General features: G+C 64.1%; 19 protein-coding genes. 10 read left to right on the top strand and 9 right to left on the bottom strand.

What is annotated here, in order from left to right:
- Positions 1–7 precede the first annotated feature (7 nt).
- From AC099J_RS03995 to AC099J_RS03975, 5 genes are all read right to left on the bottom strand, one after another.
- Positions 8–751: an ATP-binding cassette domain-containing protein gene (locus tag AC099J_RS03995; RefSeq protein ID WP_479613923.1), complete on the bottom strand. Its 744-nt coding sequence runs from the start codon at positions 749–751 to the stop codon at positions 8–10.
- A 1-nt stretch (position 752) separates the two neighbouring features.
- A complete protein-coding gene (locus tag AC099J_RS03990) occupies positions 753–1,502 on the bottom strand; it encodes an ABC transporter ATP-binding protein (protein WP_479613922.1) in 750 nt (249 codons plus the stop codon).
- Positions 1,499–2,443: a branched-chain amino acid ABC transporter permease gene (locus AC099J_RS03985; protein WP_479613921.1), complete on the bottom strand. Its 945-nt coding sequence runs from the start codon at positions 2,441–2,443 to the stop codon at positions 1,499–1,501. The genes AC099J_RS03990 and AC099J_RS03985 overlap by 4 nt, the downstream gene beginning before the upstream one ends.
- Before the next feature lies 1 nt (position 2,444).
- Positions 2,445–3,350 (bottom strand): branched-chain amino acid ABC transporter permease, encoded by a 906-nt coding sequence (locus AC099J_RS03980; protein ID WP_479613920.1) that lies wholly within the window; start codon positions 3,348–3,350, stop codon positions 2,445–2,447.
- A gap of 63 nt (positions 3,351–3,413) precedes the next feature.
- Positions 3,414–4,715 carry an ABC transporter substrate-binding protein gene (locus AC099J_RS03975; protein ID WP_479613919.1) on the bottom strand — a complete coding sequence of 434 codons (1,302 nt, stop codon included), beginning with the start codon at positions 4,713–4,715 and terminating at the stop codon, positions 3,414–3,416.
- Here AC099J_RS03975 and AC099J_RS03970 point away from each other — a divergent pair.
- Together AC099J_RS03970 and AC099J_RS03965 are read left to right on the top strand one after the other, a co-directional pair.
- The gene (locus AC099J_RS03970; protein ID WP_479613918.1) at positions 4,714–4,899 is read left to right on the top strand and encodes a hypothetical protein; all 186 of its coding nucleotides are present in this window, start codon (positions 4,714–4,716) and stop codon (positions 4,897–4,899) included. The two genes, AC099J_RS03975 and AC099J_RS03970, sit on opposite strands and share 2 nt — an antisense overlap.
- 191 nt (positions 4,900–5,090) lie before the next feature.
- Positions 5,091–6,242 carry an alpha-hydroxy acid oxidase gene (locus AC099J_RS03965; RefSeq protein WP_479613917.1) on the top strand — a complete coding sequence of 384 codons (1,152 nt, stop codon included), beginning with the start codon at positions 5,091–5,093 and terminating at the stop codon, positions 6,240–6,242.
- Here AC099J_RS03965 and pdeM read toward each other — a convergent pair whose 3' ends face one another.
- From pdeM to AC099J_RS03945, 4 genes are read right to left on the bottom strand one after another with little or no spacing between them, the layout of a single operon-like run.
- The gene (pdeM, locus tag AC099J_RS03960; RefSeq protein WP_479613916.1) at positions 6,243–6,980 is read right to left on the bottom strand and encodes a ligase-associated DNA damage response endonuclease PdeM; all 738 of its coding nucleotides are present in this window, start codon (positions 6,978–6,980) and stop codon (positions 6,243–6,245) included.
- Entirely contained in the window at positions 6,977–7,651 is a 675-nt protein-coding gene (slmA, locus tag AC099J_RS03955; protein ID WP_479613915.1) for a nucleoid occlusion factor SlmA, read from the bottom strand. Before slmA ends, pdeM begins: the two co-directional genes overlap by 4 nt.
- 15 nt (positions 7,652–7,666) lie before the next feature.
- The gene (argB, locus tag AC099J_RS03950; protein WP_479613914.1) at positions 7,667–8,572 is read right to left on the bottom strand and encodes an acetylglutamate kinase; all 906 of its coding nucleotides are present in this window, start codon (positions 8,570–8,572) and stop codon (positions 7,667–7,669) included.
- A 53-nt stretch (positions 8,573–8,625) separates the two neighbouring features.
- Positions 8,626–9,729, bottom strand: a complete 1,104-nt coding sequence (locus tag AC099J_RS03945; RefSeq protein WP_479613913.1) for a glycosyltransferase family 4 protein — start codon at positions 9,727–9,729, stop codon at positions 8,626–8,628.
- Between the two features lie 41 nt (positions 9,730–9,770).
- Here AC099J_RS03945 and AC099J_RS03940 point away from each other — a divergent pair, with 41 nt between their 5' ends.
- From AC099J_RS03940 to AC099J_RS03905, 8 genes are all read left to right on the top strand, one after another.
- The gene (locus tag AC099J_RS03940) at positions 9,771–10,529 is read left to right on the top strand and encodes a glycosyltransferase family 2 protein (RefSeq protein WP_479613912.1); all 759 of its coding nucleotides are present in this window, start codon (positions 9,771–9,773) and stop codon (positions 10,527–10,529) included.
- Between the two features lie 63 nt (positions 10,530–10,592).
- Positions 10,593–11,621: a glycosyltransferase gene (locus AC099J_RS03935; RefSeq protein WP_479613911.1), complete on the top strand. Its 1,029-nt coding sequence runs from the start codon at positions 10,593–10,595 to the stop codon at positions 11,619–11,621.
- A gap of 14 nt (positions 11,622–11,635) precedes the next feature.
- A complete protein-coding gene (locus AC099J_RS03930) occupies positions 11,636–12,754 on the top strand; it encodes an NAD(P)/FAD-dependent oxidoreductase (RefSeq protein ID WP_479613910.1) in 1,119 nt (372 codons plus the stop codon).
- A gap of 3 nt (positions 12,755–12,757) precedes the next feature.
- Positions 12,758–13,561 carry an NAD-dependent epimerase/dehydratase family protein gene (locus AC099J_RS03925; RefSeq protein WP_479613909.1) on the top strand — a complete coding sequence of 268 codons (804 nt, stop codon included), beginning with the start codon at positions 12,758–12,760 and terminating at the stop codon, positions 13,559–13,561.
- Positions 13,558–14,391 (top strand): sugar phosphate isomerase/epimerase family protein, encoded by an 834-nt coding sequence (locus tag AC099J_RS03920; RefSeq protein WP_479613908.1) that lies wholly within the window; start codon positions 13,558–13,560, stop codon positions 14,389–14,391. Before AC099J_RS03925 ends, AC099J_RS03920 begins: the two co-directional genes overlap by 4 nt.
- Positions 14,388–14,744: a DMT family transporter gene (locus AC099J_RS03915; protein WP_479613907.1), complete on the top strand. Its 357-nt coding sequence runs from the start codon at positions 14,388–14,390 to the stop codon at positions 14,742–14,744. Before AC099J_RS03920 ends, AC099J_RS03915 begins: the two co-directional genes overlap by 4 nt.
- A 4-nt stretch (positions 14,745–14,748) precedes the next feature.
- Positions 14,749–15,564: a glycosyltransferase family 2 protein gene (locus tag AC099J_RS03910; RefSeq protein ID WP_479613906.1), complete on the top strand. Its 816-nt coding sequence runs from the start codon at positions 14,749–14,751 to the stop codon at positions 15,562–15,564.
- Positions 15,561–16,901: a hypothetical protein gene (locus AC099J_RS03905; RefSeq protein WP_479613905.1), complete on the top strand. Its 1,341-nt coding sequence runs from the start codon at positions 15,561–15,563 to the stop codon at positions 16,899–16,901. Before AC099J_RS03910 ends, AC099J_RS03905 begins: the two co-directional genes overlap by 4 nt.
- The last annotated feature ends 731 nt before the right edge of the window (positions 16,902–17,632 follow it).

The following is a 17,632-nucleotide window of genomic DNA, read 5'->3' as shown; positions in this document are numbered from 1 at the left end:
TGTTGGTTCAGGGGCTCGCAACCGGCGCGTGTGAGGTGCCTGCGGCGACCGCGTCGCCCGCACTGCCCGCACCGCCATCGCCCGCTTGGCCCGCACCGCCCTGCTGCAGCGCGCCGCGCTCCAGCACCAGCGTCTGCGTGGGCATGTCCTTGAGCAGGCTGCGGTTCGATTCGGTGATGACCACGCACAGTGCGGGGCGCGCCTGCTGCAGCCGCTGCAGCGAAGCCGCGTACTGTTGCGCCAGCACCGGCGCCAGGCCCTGGAACGGCTCGTCCAGCAGCACCAGGCGTTCGCCGGCCATCACGGCCCGGCCCAGCGCCGCCATCTTGCCCTGCCCGCCCGACAGCGCGGCGCCGGAGCGCGGCAACATCGCGCGCAGCTCGGGCACGATGTCCAGCGTCTCGGCCAGCCGCGCGTCCACTGCGCGCCGGGCCATGCCGGTGACTTCGCAGGGAAACCGCAGGTTCTCCTCGACGCTGAAGCTGGGAAACATGACACGGTCTTCCGGCGCGTAGCCGATGCCCATGCCCGCGCGCCGGCGTGCGGGGATGGCCGCCAGGTCCTGCCCGTCGAACAGCACCCGGCCCTCGTGCCCTTCGCGAAAGCCCATCACCAGGCGCAGCAGCGTGGTCTTGCCGGCGCCGTTGCGGCCCACCACGGCGACCGTGCTGCCGCTGGACAAGGTGGCGCTGATGCCGCGCAGCACGGCGATGCCGGCGATGGTGGTGGAGACGTTCTCGAGCACCAGCATGTCATTCACCGATCACGTTGCGCACCACGATCGGGTCGCGCAGCACTTCCTCGGGCGGGCCATCGGCCGCCACCTTGCCGGCAATCCACGCCGCCAGCCGCGTGGCGTAGCGGCGCACGATGTCGATGTCGTGCTCCACGAAGATGCTGGTGACCTGGCGCTCGTCCAGCGCGCGCATCACCACCTCCATCAGCGGGTGCTTCTCGTCGCTGGAGACGCCGCTGGTGGGCTCGTCCATCACCATCAGGCGCGGCCGCAGCACCAGCGCCATCGCCACGTCCAGCAGCTTGCGCTGGCCCTCGGGCAGCGCACCGGCCAGGTCGTGCGCGCGGCTGTGCAGTTGCAGCAGCGCCAGCGTGGCGTCGACCTCGTCGGCGTCCACCGCCTGCGCCAGCGGGCGCCACCAGCCGGCGCGCCGCTGCACGGCCGAGGCGGCGATCAGCAGACATTCGCGCACCGTGTGTTCGGTGAACACCTGCGGCAGCTGGAACGAGCGGCCCATCCCGCGACGCGTGATGCTGCGCGGGCTGTGGCCTGTGACCTCATGGCCGTCGAAGAACACCTGCCCGCTGTCGGCCTTCAGGTAACCGGTGCAGATGTTCAGGAAGGTGGTCTTGCCCGCGCCGTTCTGGCCCACCACGGCCAGGCGCTCGCCCGGCATCAGGTCGAAGTCGATGCCGTCGGCCGCGACCACGCCGCCGAAGCGCAGCGACAGGCCGCGCGTGCTGAGCAGGGCGCCGGGCGTTGTCATCGAACGCCCCGCGGCCGCAGGTGCCTGGCCACCAGCCCGTAGATGCCCGTCGGCGCCACGAACACCATCGCGATCAACACCAGCCCCAGCACCAATTGCCAGGCGCCGACCAGCAGCGCGGCGGCGTAGAGCTTGACGAACTCGAACACGAAGGCGCCGACGAAGGCGCCCACTGCATGGCCCGAGCCGCCCAGGATGGCGATGAAAACGATCTCGCCGGAGCGCACCCAGTAGCCCATGTCCGGCGTCACCAGGCCCTGCGTCAACGCGAACAGGCTGCCGCCCAGGCCGCACAGCGCGGCAGACAACACATAGCCGCCCCAGAACACCCGCTTGGCCGAGATACCCAGATATTCGAGCCGCGTCTCGTTGGTCTTGATGGCCGCCAGCGCCTGCCCGTTGACGCTGGCAAAGTAGCGCTGCGCTGCCATGCCGGCCAGCACCGCCAGCACCAGTGCCAGCAGCAGCAGCGCCGTCTCGAAGCCTTCGCGCTCCATCTGCACGAAGCCGAACCCAGGCCGGTCGAAGCGCAACCCATCCGTGCCGCCCGTGAACGCGCCGAACTTGCCCAGCACCGCGTACAGGACCATGGAGAACGCCAGGTTCAGCATGCCGAAGAAGATGCCCCGGTAGCGCACCATGAACACGCCGATCAGCGCTCCCGCCAGCGTGGCACCGGCCGTGCCGAGTGCGATCAACAGCAGTGCGTCCAGGTGCCAGGCCCGCCCCGCAAAGGCCACGCCGTAGCCAGCCAGGCAGGCGAACAACGCGTGGCCGAACGACACCTGTCCGGCGCGGATCAGCACGATCACACCCAGTACCGCGAGGCCGTTCGACAGCGCGAGCAGCACCGGCGTCTTGAGCCAGGGCAGCGCCAGCGTGAGGCCGAGCACCAAGGCCAGCAGCAGCACCACGAGCAAGCGCAGGCGGGGCGATCCCATCTCAAATCCTGCGGGCCGCGACGGTGGTGAACAGCCCCTCGGGCCGCAGCAGCAGCACGCCGACCATGATCAGGTAGGGCATCAACACCTCCAGCTCGGGCATCAGGTAGACCGCGAACGAGCGGGCCAGGCCGATCATCAGCGCGGCCAGCGCCGCACCGCCGATCTGGCCCAGGCCGGCCGTGGCCACCACGGCGAACGACAGCACCATCATGTCCGCACCGATGCCCGGCGTGAACGAGGTGGTAGGCGAGGCCAGCGCGCCTCCCAATGCGCCGAGCGCGCCGCCCAGCGCAATCGTCAGCCAGGTGACGCGGTGCGTGTTGACGCCCATCGCCGTGGCCACTTCGCGGTGGTGCGTGACGGCCGTGACCTGGCGGCCCAGCGCGGTGCGGCCCAGAAACCAGCGCAGCCCGAAGAACGCCGCCACCGCCACCGTTGGCAGCACCAGCAGCTGGTAGCGCGTGTAGGTGACGCCCGCCACGCTGATCGTGCCGAGCTGGTTCACCACGTCGGAGACGAACACCGGCTGCACGCCCCAGATCAGGCGCTGCAGATCCTCCAGCACCATGAAAGCGGCGAACGTCACCAGCAGCTGCAGGATCGGGTCCTTGTCGAGGATGCGCCGCAGCAGCGCCCATTCCAGCACCGTGCCCAACAGGCCACCGATGACCAGCGCCGCCACGAACAACGCCGGCAAGCCCAGCCAGGCCGGCAGCGCGAAATGCGTGATGGCCAGCCCCAGCGTGGCCGCGAAGTAGCCACCCCACGCGTACAGGCTGCCGTGGGCGATGTTGAGGATGCGCATGACGCCGAAGATCAGCGTCAGCCCCAGCGCCACCAGAAACAGCAGCGCCGCGTACGAGATGCCGTCCATCACTGCCAGCGCGAACAGGCTGGCGTTCACGGGCGGCGTGCGGCGCGTGGTCGCCGCGTGGCGTGCGTGCGGTGGGCGGGCGCTGTCAACGCGTCACTTGAAGTCGTAGGACTTCAGCCGGTCGCTGTTCAGGATGGCCGGGTTGATGGTCTTGACCCAGGCCGGCGATTGCTGCCCCACCGGCGTAGTGACCATGTCGGCCGGTACCAGCATCATCTTGTCCATGACGGCGAATGGGTGCTGCGGCACGCGCTTGGTGATGCCGAGCAGCTGGTCTTCCAGGCCCTGCCCGTCCTCGCGCATCTTCACCTCGCGGCCATAAGCCTTGAACGTGGACTTGCGCATGGCCTCGGCCACCTGTTCCGGCCCGGGCCACTTGCCGCCGCCCGCCTGGATGGCTGCCTCGTAGCCGGTCTTCAGTCCCACCAGCGCCTGGGCCATGTGGTAGGTGGGGTAGATCGGGTAGGCACCCGTCTTGGCGCGGAACTTCGCGACGAAGTCCTTGTGCTTGGGGTCGTCGCGCGTCTCGGGGTGGGCCCAGTAGTGGTCGCCCCGGCCGCCGGCGATGATGCCCTCGGGCACGGCCGCGCCCAGGCGCTCCAGCGAGCTTTCGAGCAGCGGCATCACGTACAGCGCACCCTGCGTGAACAGCCCGCGCTGGCCGGCCTGGCGCACGAAGGTGTCCAGGTCGCCACCCCAGGAGGTGTTCAGCACCACGTCGGGCCGCAGCGCCTGCAGCCGGCTGATCTCGGTGGAAAAGTCGGACGCGCCCAGCTTGGGGAACAGCTCGGCCACCACCTTCACATCGGGCTTGAACACCTTCAGCGTGTTGAGGAAGATCTCCCACGAGTCGCGGCCCCAGGCGTAGTCCTGGTTCAGCACGGCGATCGAATTGAAGCTGGGCCGGGTCTTGAGCAGGTAGAGCACCGCCGCCACCATCTCGGTCGTGGCGTTGGCCTGCGTGCGCACCACGTATTTGTAGCGCTTGGCCTCCAGCACCTTCTCGGTGCCGCAGTCCCACATCACGTTGAGCACCTTCAGGTCTTCGGCCACCGGCGCGACGATGTTGCAGTTGCCGCTGGAAATGGCGGAGAACATCACCTTGACGTTCTGCTCCTGCACCAGGCGGCGGTACTCGGACAGCATCTTGTCGCCGCCCACGCCCTCGTCGATGAAGCTGGCGCTGATCTTCGCGCCGCCGATGCCGCCGGCCGCATTCATCTCCTCGATCAGCATCTCGGCCGCGGCCTTGGCCGGCACGCCGAAGACGGACGCCGCGCCCGAGGTGAAAGTGGTGATGCCGATCTTCAGCTCGGCGGGCTTGTCCTGCGCCAGGGCGCTGGCCGCAGCAAGCACCAGGGTGGCGGTGGTCAACATCGACAGGATGGGCTTCATGGCGGTGGTCTCCTCGTTGACGGGCGACCCGACCGAGCAGGCACAGGGCGGCGGGCCCGCGCAGTATCTGCACGCGCCCGGGCGCTGGGAATTTGCGAAAGCGAAAGCGCGGCTTCTCGTGCGCTTAAGCCGGGTTTACGCGGAGCCTGTGGCGGCGCGGGCAGTCGCCGTCCCACTCGCGTGAAAAACCTTCACGCGGGCCGCATGCCATTTCACGCCACGCGCAGGCGCCCGCCCCTACAGTGCCCCACGACCACACAGCCACCCGCCAGAGATCGCTCTTGCCTGCTGGGCTGTATGTGACACTGCAAGCACATGTCTGGCCATTCACGCGAATGGCCGAACACTGACACAACGACGAGGAGACTGCCCCCCATGACCGTCATCACCACCATCGAGGACTTGCGCGTCCTGGCTGAAAAACGCGTGCCGCGCATGTTCTACGACTACGCCGATTCCGGCTCGTGGACCGAGGGCACCTACAAAGCCAACGAGGCGGATTTCCACAAGATCCTGCTGCGCCAGCGCGTAGCCGTGAACATGGAGGGCCGCACCACGGCCACCACCATGGTCGGCCAGGCTGCCAAGATGCCGGTGGCGATTGCACCCGTGGGGCTGACGGGCATGCAGCATGCCGATGGTGAGATCCACGCAGCGCGCGCGGCCGAGAAGTTCGGCATCCCGTTCACGCTGTCGACCATGAGCATCTGCTCGATCGAAGACATCGCCGAACACACCAAGGCGCCCTTCTGGTTCCAACTCTACATGATGCGCGACCGCGACGCCATGGCCCGCATGATCGAGCGCACCAAGGCCGCCAAGTGCAGCGCGCTGGTGCTGACGCTGGATCTGCAGGTGATCGGCCAGCGCCACAAGGACCTGAAGAACGGGCTGACCGCGCCGCCCCGGCCCACGCTGGCCAACATCATCAACCTGGCGACCAAGCCGCGTTGGTGCCTGGGCATGATGGGCACCAAGCGCCACACCTTTCGCAACCTGGTGGGCCACGTGAAGGGCGTCAGCGACATGCGTTCGCTATCGGCCTGGACCAACGAGCAGTTCGACCCGCGCCTGTCGTGGGCCGACATCGAGTGGGTCAAGAAACAATGGGGTGGCAAGCTGATCCTGAAGGGCATCATGGTGCCGGAGGACGCGCAACTGGCGGTGGACGCCGGGGCCGATGCGATCGTCGTCAGCAACCATGGCGGGCGGCAGCTCGACGGCGCGCCCAGCTCGATTGCGGCGCTACCGGCCATCGTCGATGCAGTGGGCAGCAAGACCGAGGTGTGGATGGACGGCGGCATCCGCAGCGGGCAAGACGTGCTGAAGGCCTGGGCCCTGGGTGCGCGCGGCACCATGATCGGCCGCGCCATGGCCTATGGCTTGGGTGCGATGGGCGAAGCCGGCGTGACGAAGGCGCTGCAGGTCCTGCACAAGGAGCTGGACGTGACGATGGCCTTCTGCGGGCACACGGACATCCGCAACGTGGACCAGCGCATCCTGCTGGCGGGGACGTACCCCCGCTGATCAGGCCGCTGCTGCAGGAATCTCGCGGATCGCCTCACCGGCGATTGCGAATACCCGGTCGCCAGGGCGCCGCTCGATGGGGTGCGTGCCGGTGAAGCTGCCGAAGGCGGGCAGGATGCCGATGGCGCTGCCGACATTGACACCGCCGCCGATGCTGCCGGCACCAACACCTACGCTGCCACTGCCGACGCCGATGCCGCCGTCGGCCCCGAACCAGAAGCACGGCAGCCGCAGCCGGCCGCCCACCGCGCGCCATCCCACCGACACGCAAGGGTGCCAGTGGCCAGCCAGCACGTAGGCCCCGGCCACCGCGCGCGGGTGGTGGCACAGCGCCAGGTTGCCGCTGCGCAGGGGCTCGTCCACCACCTCGATGCCCAGCGTGGCCGGCGGGTCACCGGCATGGTGATCGTGGTTGCCACGCACCAACGTCATCGCCAGCGCAGCGTGTGCTGTGCGCCAGTCATGAACTGCGGCCAAAGTGGCGGCGGAGCGGCCGGTAGCCGCATGCAGAAAGTCGCCCAGGAACACGAGCCGCTGCGCGCCCGTGTCGCGCAGGGCGCCTGTCAACCGCCCGAGCGATGCCGCCGTGGTGCCGTGCGGCACCGGCACGCCGAGGCGGCGAAACGCCTGGGCCTTGCCGACGTGCAGATCGGCCACCAGCAGGGTCTGCAGATCGGGCAGATACAGCGCGCCACTCGCGTGCAGCAGCACAGGCTGGCCGGCCACGATGGCCCTCACAGAAGGCGCGCCAGGCTGGCCTCCAGATGCTCGGTCGGCCAGCGTTTGAAGCCGGAGCGGGCAAAGCGTTGCAGCCGCCCAAGCAGGAACGAGGTCAACAGCGAGGCGTGCACCTGCGCGTCGACCGTGGGCATGGCCGATGCACCGTCGGCACTGGCCGCCTCGCGCAGCGTCTGGCGCAGGTTGGATTCGATCTTGTCGAAGAACTGGTTCATGCGCAGCTGCAGCCGTTCGTTTTCGAACACCAGCGCGTCGCCCACCATCACGCGGACCATGCCCGGGTTCTTCTCGGCGAACTGCAGCAGCATCGTGAGCGTGCGGCCGATCTGGCGGCGGGCTTGCGCAAGCCCGGCCGGCTGCGCATCGTCGGCAGGCGCGTCGTCGGTGTGGATCTGCTGGATCAGGCTGAACACGCTCTGTTCGATGAACTCGATCAGCCCCTCGAACATCTGCGCCTTGCTGGCGAAATGGCGGTACAGCGCGGCCTCGCTCACCTCGAGCCGGGCCGCCAGCGCGGCGGTGGTGATGCGCTCGCCATCGGGCCGCTCCAGCATGGTGGCCAGCGCCTGCAGGATCTGCAGCCGCCGCTCGCCCGGCTTGGGGCGCTTGCGCGGCGGGCTGGCCGCCACGCCGTCGGCAGTGTCAGCGGGCGGCAGCTCGGCATCGGACATCGCAGGGCCCAGGGCTCAACGCGCGCGGATCATCGTGCCGTAGGCCTGGTCGGTCAGGATCTCCAGCAGCATCGCGTGCGGCACACGCCCGTCGATGATGTGCACGGCGTTGACGCCGCTCTTGGCCGCGTCCAGCGCGCCGGCGATCTTGGGCAGCATGCCGCCAGAGATGGTGCCGTCGGCAAACAACTCATCGATCTCGCGGGCCGACAGGTTGGTCAGCAGGTTGCCCGCCTTGTCGAGCACGCCGGGCGTGTTGGTCAACAGCATCAGCTTCTCGGCCTTGAGCACGATGGCCAGCTTGCCGGCGACAACATCGGCGTTGATGTTGTAGCTCTCGTTGTGCTCGCCAAAGCCGATGGGGCTGATGACGGGGATGAACTGGTCATCCTGCAGCGCCTTGACCACGCTCGGGTCAATGGACTGGATGTCGCCGACCAGGCCGACGTCATGCTCGACGCTCGGGTCGTCCTTGTCGGGCATGCGCAGCTTCTGCGCGCGGATCAAGCCGCCATCGCGCCCCGTCAGCCCCACGGCCTTGCCGCCTGCCTGGTTGATCAGGCCCACGATGTCTTGTTGCACCTGGCCGGCCAGCACCCATTCGACGACCTCCATGGTCTCGTCGTCGGTGACGCGCATGCCCTGGATGAAGTGGCCCTTCTTGCCCAGGCGGTTCAGCGCCGTCTCGATTTGCGGGCCGCCGCCGTGCACCACCACCGGGTTCATGCCGACCAGCTTGAGCAGCACCACGTCTTCGGCGAAATCGGCCTGCAGCGCCGGGTCCGTCATCGCGTTGCCACCGTACTTGATGACCATGGTCTTGCCATGGAACTTGCGGATGTACGGCAGGGCCTGCGCCAGGATTTCGGCCTTGTCGCGCGGCGCGATGGCGGACAGGTCGGGCTCGGTGTTCGTCGTCATGGCGGGGCGCTCCGGGGGGCTGAAAATGGGGCGAATTGTAGGTGCCGTGCGTGTCACTTCCGCAGCCAGCGGGGCAGCTTGAAGCGCACGATCATCAGGTAGGCGCCCACGTAGCTCATGCCGAACAACAGGCAGAACAGGGCCAGCAGCAGCGTGTTGTTCCAGAACAGCACGGCCGGCACGATCGACAGGCCCGAGAACATCCACAGATAGGGCGAGGTGCGGTTGTTGCGCGCCAGCAGGTCGGCGCTCTCTTCTTCATCGAGCACCACGCGCACGATGCGCCGGAAGATCAGTTGGTGAAAGTGCAGTGCATCGGCCGTGCCGGGCGACTGGCCGCGGGCCAGCTTGCGGTAGATGGAAAACAGCGTCTCGCCTACCGGGTAGATCAGAAGCAGCATGGGGAACCAGGGCGACACGGTGGGGTGGCGCTGCACCAGCAGCACGCAGGCAATCGCGATCACCAGGCCCCACACGTAGGCGCCGCCATCGCCGGCGAAGATCTTGCCGTAGGGGTAGTTCAGCAGCAGGAAGCCGCCCGTGGCGCCGACCAGGCAGGCCAGCATGCCGGCCAGCTGCCGATCACCCACCTGCAGCGCCACATGCATGATGGCCAGGCAGATCAGGATGGCAATCATGCCGGCAAGGCCGTTGTAGCCGTCGATGAGGTTGAAGGCGTGCGGCAGGCCTGCGATGGCGATGATGGCGAACACGGCGGCGACCAGGGGCATGGCGGCCAGCAGGTTGTCGATGGGCTGCAGGCCGATGCGGCTGACGGAGAGGCCGAGCAGCCACGCGGCCAGCACGGCGGAGAGCGCCGTCATGCCAAGCCGCACGCGCGCGGGCACCACTTGGGTCACGTCTTCGACGATGCCTGTCAGCACGGCGGGGAGGAGGCACAGCAGCAAGGGCCACAGCAGAGCGCCGTTCTCGCGCCAGCCGATGTTGAGCGGCTCGGCCTGCGGAAGGCTGGCAACGAACCAGGCCAGCGCGCAGCCGAGCAAAATGCCGGCACCGCCGATGCGGGGGATGTGACCATGGTGAAAGCGCTGCGGCACGTCGTGCGAGTACCGCCGTGCATGGCGCCTGGCGATGCGGACAATTACCAGAGCCGCCACCGCCGAGACGAAGAAGCTGAGAACGACTAGAACGATCATGTGGGGAGCGAGGCACCTAGAATGCGCGCCGAAATTAGACCATGCCCGATACGCCGCACCGACCGATCACGGTCTCCATCGTCAGCCACGGGCAACAGGGCCTTCTGCTGCCCTTGCTGGAGCAGTTGCACCAGCACTGCACGGCGCACATCGAGAAGGTCGTGTTAACGGTCAACATCCCGGAGGAGAACCGGCTGGCGGGAACCGCCTGCGGCTTTCCCGTGCAACAGATCGTCAACCCGCATCCGAAGGGGTTCGGGGCGAACCACAACGCGGCGTTCAAGCATTGCGAGACTGATTGGTTCCTGGTGTTGAACCCGGATATCCGGATGGACCAGGATGTGTTGCTGCCTCTCCTATCCGGCGCCCGCGTAGACAGCGGCGTGCTGACGCCCCGCATCTTCGAGCCAGGCAAGGACGCTCCCGAGCCGCACCGCGCGTTGCTCACGCCGCGCGAAGTCCTGTGCCGACATCGTGCCGGCTACCGCTCGCCAATGCGTCCGGCTTGGGTGCCGGGCATGTTCATGCTGCTGCGTGTTGGTGCGTTCCGCCAGATCGGTGGGTTCGATCCGCGCTTCTTCATGTACGGGGAAGACTTCGACCTGTGTGCCCGACTGCAACTAGCGGACTGGGAGTTGCAGGTAGCCGAGCACCTACAGGTGAGACACGAGGCGCAGCGTGCCAGCCGCCGGCCCGGCCGCCACCTGGTGTGGCACTTTGCCAGCTTGGCCAAGGTGTGGTGCTCGCAGGCATTCTGGCGGTACCGCGCACAATATCGCGAACAAGCGATGGCCGAATGAATGCTTCGGACCGGTCATATCTGGTCTGCTCACGCAGGCCCCTCTTCCTCGTTGCTCTCGAATATGACCCGTTTTACGATGTTCCTATCGATTGTCTACGTTGTACGCAACCAAAGCGCACAGCTTCAACAGTCACTTCAACGCACCTCGCAACTGCTGCAGGAACTAACTCGCGATCATGAATTGATCGTTGTAGACAACGCCTCCACCGACGATAGCGTCGCTGTCCTGCAGCAACTGACGTTGGCGTCCGGCTTACCGAATCTACAGATCTATGCGCTGACAAAAATGGTGTCGGAGGATGCGGCAAGTTGGGTCGGCATCGAGAGCGCATTGGGCGACTATGTGGCTGTGCTCGACCCACTTGTCGAAGACCTGGGGTTTTTGCCCCAGTTGCTGGAGCATGCCACGTCGGGGGTTGACGTAGTGTTTGCCAGCAACCAGAAGCAGCCGTCTCCGTCCTTTCTCTACAAGACGGGTCACAAAGTATTCGATCTGCTGTACTTCAAGTTTCACGGCGTCCGTTTGGGGAATGAAGCTCCGCGCGACCGACTGCTGAGCCGCACGGTCGTCAACTTCATCCAGCAGCATCCCCAGCCGAGCCTTGCCTATCGACATCTACCGGCCACGGCGGGATTTTCTCGAACGACCGTCGCCTACAGCGCGGAGCCGATTGGCCAGCGCCCGGAGCAGCTCGCCGAAAGCATGGACCGCGGCATGCGCCTTCTGGTTTCAACGACGCGCGCCCCACTGCGCTGGGTCACTGGTTTGTCGCTGTTCGGCGCGGCAGCCAATGTCCTTTATTCGCTCTATGTCTTGTGCATCGCGGCCTTCAAGCCCGATGTTGCGCCCGGGTGGATCAGCCTGTCGCTTCAGCTGTCGGGCATGTTCTTTCTGATATCCCTGGTGCTATTGGTGCTGGGCGAATACATCCTGCAGATGGCAAGCCTGTCGAATGAGGGCGCGCCCTATCACGTGGCGCGGGAGTTCACGAGCGCTCGCATGACGCACCGCGAGAAACTTAACATCGAGGACACAACCTTGTCCCGGCCTGAAGGGCTGGAACCGGTCTCCGGCAATAGCACGGCATGACGCAGCATTGCGACGTGAACGACGCGCTGGTCATTGGCGGTGGCTTTTATGGTGCTGCGATCGCCATCTACCTTGCCCAATCGCGCGGCTTTCGTCACGTCACGCTGTTAGAGAGGGAGCCGGCCCTGCTGACGCGCGCATCGCACAACAATCAGGCGCGCGTGCACAACGGCTACCACTATCCGCGCAGTTTCACCACGGCATTTCGCAGCCGGATCAATTTGCCGAAGTTCGTCCACGACTGGCCGCGGGCCGTGCATCAGGACTTCACGAAGCTCTATGCAATTGCGCGCAGCCACTCCAAAGTGACACCCAGGCAGTTCCGAAGGTTCTGCGACGAGATCGGAGCGGACCTGCGTCCGGCGCCGACGCATCTGGCACAACTCTTTGAGCCCCGGTTGATCGCTGCGGTCTACATGGTGCAGGAGTATGCGTTCGACGCCCTCGAGCTGGCGTCGTGGGCCAGCGAGGAGTTGCGCGCGTGTGGCGTGAAATTGCACCTTGGCGCGACAGCCGAAGCGGTCGAGCCGGCCGACGGGCACTTTTCCATCGTGGCCAGCGAACGTGGGGGCGCACGCGTCACGCACCGCAGCCGCTACGTGTTCAACTGCACCTACAGCGGGCTGAACCAACTGCGCGGCCCCGCGAGCAGGATCCGCGCAGGACTGAAGCACGAGATCAGCGAGATGGCACTGGTCAAAGTACCGGGCGCGCTACGCGATGTCGGCATCACGGTGATGGACGGGCCTTTCTTTTCGATGATGCCTTTCCCCTCCCGCGGGCTTCATACGCTATCTCATGTACGTTATACGCCCCATGCGAGCTGGATTGATCGTGCGGAGACTGCGCCATATGAGGTACTGGCGAAGTACCCCCGGCACAGCCGCTACGAGCGCATGCTGCGCGACGCCGCGCGCTACCTACCTACTCTGTTGGGCAGCCGGCAGGCTGACTCTCTGTTCGAGGTCAAGACCGTTCTGACCAAGAACGAAGGCGATGACGGCCGCCCCATCCTTTTTGAACACAGCGAGCAGTTCCCCGGGTTCTACTCGATTCTCGGCGGCAAGATCGACAATATCTACGACATCTACGAGAAGCTCGATGCAGAGCGCTTCTACATTCCACAACCTTGAAGCATGACCAACGCACTCATAGGCCACTCCGGCTTTGTCGGCTCCACCCTGCTGCGGCAAACGCGTTTCGACGCACTGTACCGCTCCACGAATATCCAGGACATCGCAGGCCAGTCCTTCGACCAGGTCGTCTGCGCCGGGGCACCTGCGCAGAAGTGGCTGGCCAACCGCAACCCGGAGCAGGACCGAGCGAGCATCGAAGCCCTGATCAGTCATCTGCGCGCCGCGCAGTGCCGTAGCTTCGTCTTGATCAGCACCGTCGACGTGTTCGGCATCCCGATCGGTGTTGACGAAGAAAGTCCGGTGGACGAAGAGGGCCTGCACGCCTACGGCCTGCACCGACGGATGCTGGAGAAGTTTGTGCAGCAGCACTTCGAACAGCATCTGATCGTGCGCCTGCCTGGGCTCGTCGGACCCGGGCTCAAGAAAAACGTGATCTTCGACCTTCTGCATCACAACAATCTGCACGCCATCGACAGCCGGGCCGCTTTTCAGTTCTACCCCATGGTCAACCTGTGGCCTGACATTCAGGCGGCACTGGCCGCCGGCATCCAGCTTCTCCACCTGACGGCTGAACCCATCAGCGTTGCTGACGTCGCATGGCATGGTTTCGGCGTCCAGTTGGCTCAGTCCACTGCCGGCACGCCGGTGCGCTACGACATGCGCACGCGGCATACGGCGCAGGGCACTGGCGGCACTGCGCACTACCAGTACAGCGCCCGCGAAACCATCCAGGCCGTACGTGCCTTTGCGCAGTCAGAGCCGGCGCCAGTCGCGTCGCAAGCAGCTTCAAGGCCCACGCCATGAGGCTGTCCATCTCGAACATCGCCTGGGACGTGGCGGAAGACGACGATGTGGCCACCTTGCTGCGCTGCCACGGCGTGAACGCGATCGACATCGCACCTGGAAAGTACTTCCCCGAGCCCGCGCGGGCGGACACGCAGGCGATGCATCGCGTCAAGTCGTGGTGGGCTGTGCGCGGCCTCGAGATCGTCGGCATGCAAGCCCTATTGTTCGGCACCACTGGGTTAAATGTCTTTGGCGACATTGAGAGCCGGCAGGCGCTGCTTGCGCACTTGGCGTCAATCTGCCGCATCGGCGCTGGCGTGGGCGCCACCCGACTGGTGTTTGGCTCACCGCGCAACCGCGACCGCGCGGGCTTGCCAGACGACCAGGTGCATGAGATTGCAACCGGTTTCTTCCGTCAACTCGGCGACATCGCCGTCGAGCACGGCGTCACAATCTGCCTGGAGCCCAACCCGACCTACTACGGCGCGAACTTCATGGTTGACAGCACCGAGACCGCGCGTGTGGTGCAAGCCGTTGCGCACCCCGCCATCCGCATGCAGTTCGACAGCGGTGCCATTACTTTGAACGGTGAGGACGCGCACGATGTGCTCAACCGCTACCACCCCCTGATCGGCCATGTGCATGCCAGCGACCCCGATCTGGTGCCGCTCGGCGACCATGGCACCGACCATCGCCCCATTCACGACGCGATCGCGCAGTTACTTCCCGGGCATGTGGTCACGATAGAAATGGTGGCGACGCGCAATGAGCCCCATTTGGAAGCCATCGAGCGTGCGCTGGCCTACGCAGGCGGTGCCTACCGCCCATCCGGCAACGCAGCCGCATGAAGTGGTTCATCCTGCTGGCAGGCATTGCCACCAATGCGACGGCCAGCGTACTAATCAAAATGGCCACACTGCCGCCTCGCCGACTGCCGTCCCTGGCATCGCCGGTGGAGGCTTTCGCCAACTGGCCCTTCTGGCTCGGTCTCGGTCTGTATGGCTGCGCCTTTCTGCTCTACACCGCGGCCCTTGCGCGCCTACCGCTCAACGTGGCACATCCCATCCTCACCTGCGGTGCCGTCGCAGCGGTGGCCCTGTGCTCCCACTTTGTCTTTCGTGAACCCTTCTACTGGACGCAATCGGTCGGCATCGCGCTTGTCATAGCTGGTGTGGCGCTCATCACCGTTCGCACAACCTGATGCCATGAATACCATCTCTTCTCAGGACCGCCAGACTTGGCAGGTTCCCGCCGCCGACACCTTGCTGTGGGCAGGCCGTCTCAACCCCTGGTGCGTGGTCATTCCGGTGATCAACGAGGGAGAGCGCATCCAGCGCCTGCTGGCGCGCATGGCTCAGATTCGGATCGCCGACATTGCAGACATCGTCATAGTCGACGGCGGCAGCACTGACGGCTCGCTGGAACTGCCGACCCTGACGGCCTATGGCGTGCGCGGGCTGTTGCTCAAACGCGACCCCGGAAAGCTCAGCGCGCAGCTGCGTTGCGCGTATGCCTTTGCGCTCGACCAAGGCTACGAAGGCATCATCACCATCGACGGCAATGACAAGGATGACCCCGAGGCCATTCCGCGTTTCATCGCCGCGTTACGAGACGGCATCGACTTCGTCCAAGCTTCGCGCTTCATCGTGGGTGGCATAGCCGAAAACACACCAGCGCTGCGCGACTTGGCCATCCGACTGATCCATGCGCCTGCCCTTTCGCTCAGTTCTGGATTTCGTTGGACAGACACCACGCAGGGGTTTCGGGCATACAGCAGGCGCCTGCTGTTGAGCTCTGGCATTCAGCCATTCCGCGACATTTTTTCGGAGTATGAGTTGCTGGCCTACCTATCACACCGCAGCCCGCGCATCGGATTCAGCTGCTTAGAACTGGCAACGACTCGCCGCTATCCCAAGGGACAGATTCCGACCAAGATCAGTGCGTTCAAGGGAAATATGAGAGTCTTCAGGACGTTGCTGTTAGCCTGCGTGGGAGCTTACAACCCTTCAGAATCGAAATGAAGAGAAGCGACCTGTCGATAGCGGCCGCCTGCCTGGCCGGCTTTTCCGTAAGCGTCTATACCTTCTATCCGGGATGGATGAGCCCAGATTCATTTGCCCAATATGAAGATGCGCGATCCGGAAGCTATTACGACTGGCATCCCGTCTTGATGGCTTGGTGGTGGGGAATTCTAATGAAGATCTGGGATGGTCCTCAGCCGATTCTCATCCAAAATCTGCTGTTCTATTGGACAGGATGGTATTTGATTGCCCACACGAGTGCAAAAAGCATCGGAACCCGAGCAGCACTGCTCCCTATGATCGGACTATGGCCGGGCGCATTCTTCCCGCTAGGACAAATATGGAAAGACATTTTTTTCGCGGCGCCCGTGTTCTTCAGCTGGGCGCTTCTTCTGTCACTGAAAGGGTGCGCCGCGCGACCGAATTGGTCACAACGCGTCACACTTTTTATCTCACTTACCCTGGCCGTGGGCGCCAAACCAAATGGGATAGTCGTCTTACCATTCATCTGCCTTTTCTGGAGTATTGTTGAACTCGGCAACAGACATGCGTCAAAAGTCAAACATCTGTCTTTTGCATCCCTTCTATGCGCGGGTACAGTCGCAGTTCCCTTAATAATTAGCGGGAGCCTACCTGTTCGTGGCACGAGCCCGTTTCAGTACACACAAACTTACGACCTGCTTGCGCTATCCGCAGCGACCGATCAAGTTTTGCTCCCCTCGTACCTGCAAAAAAAACTAGGCACCGACATTGAGAAAATACGAAAGCTGTACTTCGTCGGGGGAAACAACCTCATGTACTACAACTCCGTCGGAAACATCACAACAACAGATCCAGATGAGCTCGCAGAACTACAAGACAAATGGACAAGAGGGATAATCGACTATCCCAGACTCTACCTTCAGCATAGAACGCTCAACTTTCTTTCCTTGGTTCGATTTGGCGAAACGCATCCCGCCATTGTTGCGGATCCAGCCATTGGCGAAAACCAATATGGCATTAGCAGTAGGCATACGGCGATCAGTACCGCACTGACGGCGTCGATGTCTTCATTCCCGTGGTTTTATTTCCCGTGGCTCTACATTCTCGCAATGCTTGTGGCGCTAGCCGTACTTGTTGCCCTGAAAAAAGATGCCGCTCCAGCAACTCTAGTTTTCTTAAGTGCAATTTCGTTCTTGGCCCCACATCTATGGATCGCCCCCTCCTCAGATTACCGATATCTGTACTATTTGATTCTCTGCTCGATGCTAATGGTGTCGCTATTGGCACTACCAACGATCAACGATCTAAAAACTGATCACGATTATCACCACAAGCAGCCATCTTGGAAATCCTGAACCGCAGCGTAGATGATTGAAGAAATTGAACAACAGCAACGCAGCCGCCTTACGAGTAATTTCAAGGGTGGACTACATTCTGTAGCACTATCTGCTCTTCTCGCAGCATGCGGATTCGCTTGGCTCTTTTGGGAGGTTTCAGCTTATGCTTACACCTTCGATGGGTATTTTGCAAACGGTGCATTCCAGCTGTTGAATCCGCTAAGGCGGCTTGCAGAGGCAATCCACCGAACTTAACTTGCCAGGTTAAAATTCTCTCGTTAAGTCTTTGTTTTTATTGGATATTTCTAATATTTTCGTTGACAGGGGATTCATGACAACAAAATTCGGGGTTAACCCTTGAGTCACTGTTCTCCCAACTGAACGAGCGCATCCACTCGCCCGAGTTCGCCGCTTCGGCGCGTCACGACGACCATCCCAATATCCCAACGCCTTTCCTCGCACGCGCAAGCTGCCTCTGCCCATGCGCCACGCGTTGTGCCTCGCGTCGTGCTCGTGCTCGGCCTGGGTTGTCTGGTCGAGTTTCTGGACCGCGCCGTCGAAATGCTTGCAGCGAACACGCATCGACGTGTCCCGGATCGGGCTCTGCCTCGGCCGGGACGAAGGCTCAAACCGCACCCGCACGTGGCCTACAAGGGACGAGGGGGCGGCTTAAGTTCGGTGGATTGGGGCTTGTCCCCGGCAGTCAAAAAATACCTCTTTACGCCGCGCGGTGCAGAGATTAGCAGGTC

The organism is Rhodoferax sp. RT4P68 (assembly GCF_056521305.1).
Note: the sequence above shows the minus strand (reverse complement) of the source record. Positions and strands in the feature narration are given on the sequence as shown.

What these genes read in the sequence shown, in the direction of transcription:
- AC099J_RS03935 (WP_479613911.1), top strand. Translation starts at nt 10,593, where the DNA reads ATGACCCGTTTTACGATGTTCCTATCGATTGTCTACGTTGTACGCAAC.
- AC099J_RS03905 (WP_479613905.1), top strand. Translation starts at nt 15,561, where the DNA reads ATGAAGAGAAGCGACCTGTCGATAGCGGCCGCCTGCCTGGCCGGCTTT.
- AC099J_RS03910 (WP_479613906.1), top strand. Translation starts at nt 14,749, where the DNA reads ATGAATACCATCTCTTCTCAGGACCGCCAGACTTGGCAGGTTCCCGCC.
- AC099J_RS03985 (WP_479613921.1), bottom strand. Translation starts at nt 2,443, where the DNA reads ATGGGATCGCCCCGCCTGCGCTTGCTCGTGGTGCTGCTGCTGGCCTTG.
- AC099J_RS03945 (WP_479613913.1), bottom strand. Translation starts at nt 9,729, where the DNA reads ATGATCGTTCTAGTCGTTCTCAGCTTCTTCGTCTCGGCGGTGGCGGCT.
- AC099J_RS03925 (WP_479613909.1), top strand. Translation starts at nt 12,758, where the DNA reads ATGACCAACGCACTCATAGGCCACTCCGGCTTTGTCGGCTCCACCCTG.
- argB (WP_479613914.1), bottom strand. Translation starts at nt 8,572, where the DNA reads ATGACGACGAACACCGAGCCCGACCTGTCCGCCATCGCGCCGCGCGAC.
- AC099J_RS03940 (WP_479613912.1), top strand. Translation starts at nt 9,771, where the DNA reads ATGCCCGATACGCCGCACCGACCGATCACGGTCTCCATCGTCAGCCAC.
- AC099J_RS03975 (WP_479613919.1), bottom strand. Translation starts at nt 4,715, where the DNA reads ATGAAGCCCATCCTGTCGATGTTGACCACCGCCACCCTGGTGCTTGCT.
- AC099J_RS03965 (WP_479613917.1), top strand. Translation starts at nt 5,091, where the DNA reads ATGACCGTCATCACCACCATCGAGGACTTGCGCGTCCTGGCTGAAAAA.
- AC099J_RS03990 (WP_479613922.1), bottom strand. Translation starts at nt 1,502, where the DNA reads ATGACAACGCCCGGCGCCCTGCTCAGCACGCGCGGCCTGTCGCTGCGC.
- AC099J_RS03970 (WP_479613918.1), top strand. Translation starts at nt 4,714, where the DNA reads ATGGCGGTGGTCTCCTCGTTGACGGGCGACCCGACCGAGCAGGCACAG.
- slmA (WP_479613915.1), bottom strand. Translation starts at nt 7,651, where the DNA reads ATGTCCGATGCCGAGCTGCCGCCCGCTGACACTGCCGACGGCGTGGCG.
- AC099J_RS03920 (WP_479613908.1), top strand. Translation starts at nt 13,558, where the DNA reads ATGAGGCTGTCCATCTCGAACATCGCCTGGGACGTGGCGGAAGACGAC.
- AC099J_RS03995 (WP_479613923.1), bottom strand. Translation starts at nt 751, where the DNA reads ATGCTGGTGCTCGAGAACGTCTCCACCACCATCGCCGGCATCGCCGTG.
- AC099J_RS03915 (WP_479613907.1), top strand. Translation starts at nt 14,388, where the DNA reads ATGAAGTGGTTCATCCTGCTGGCAGGCATTGCCACCAATGCGACGGCC.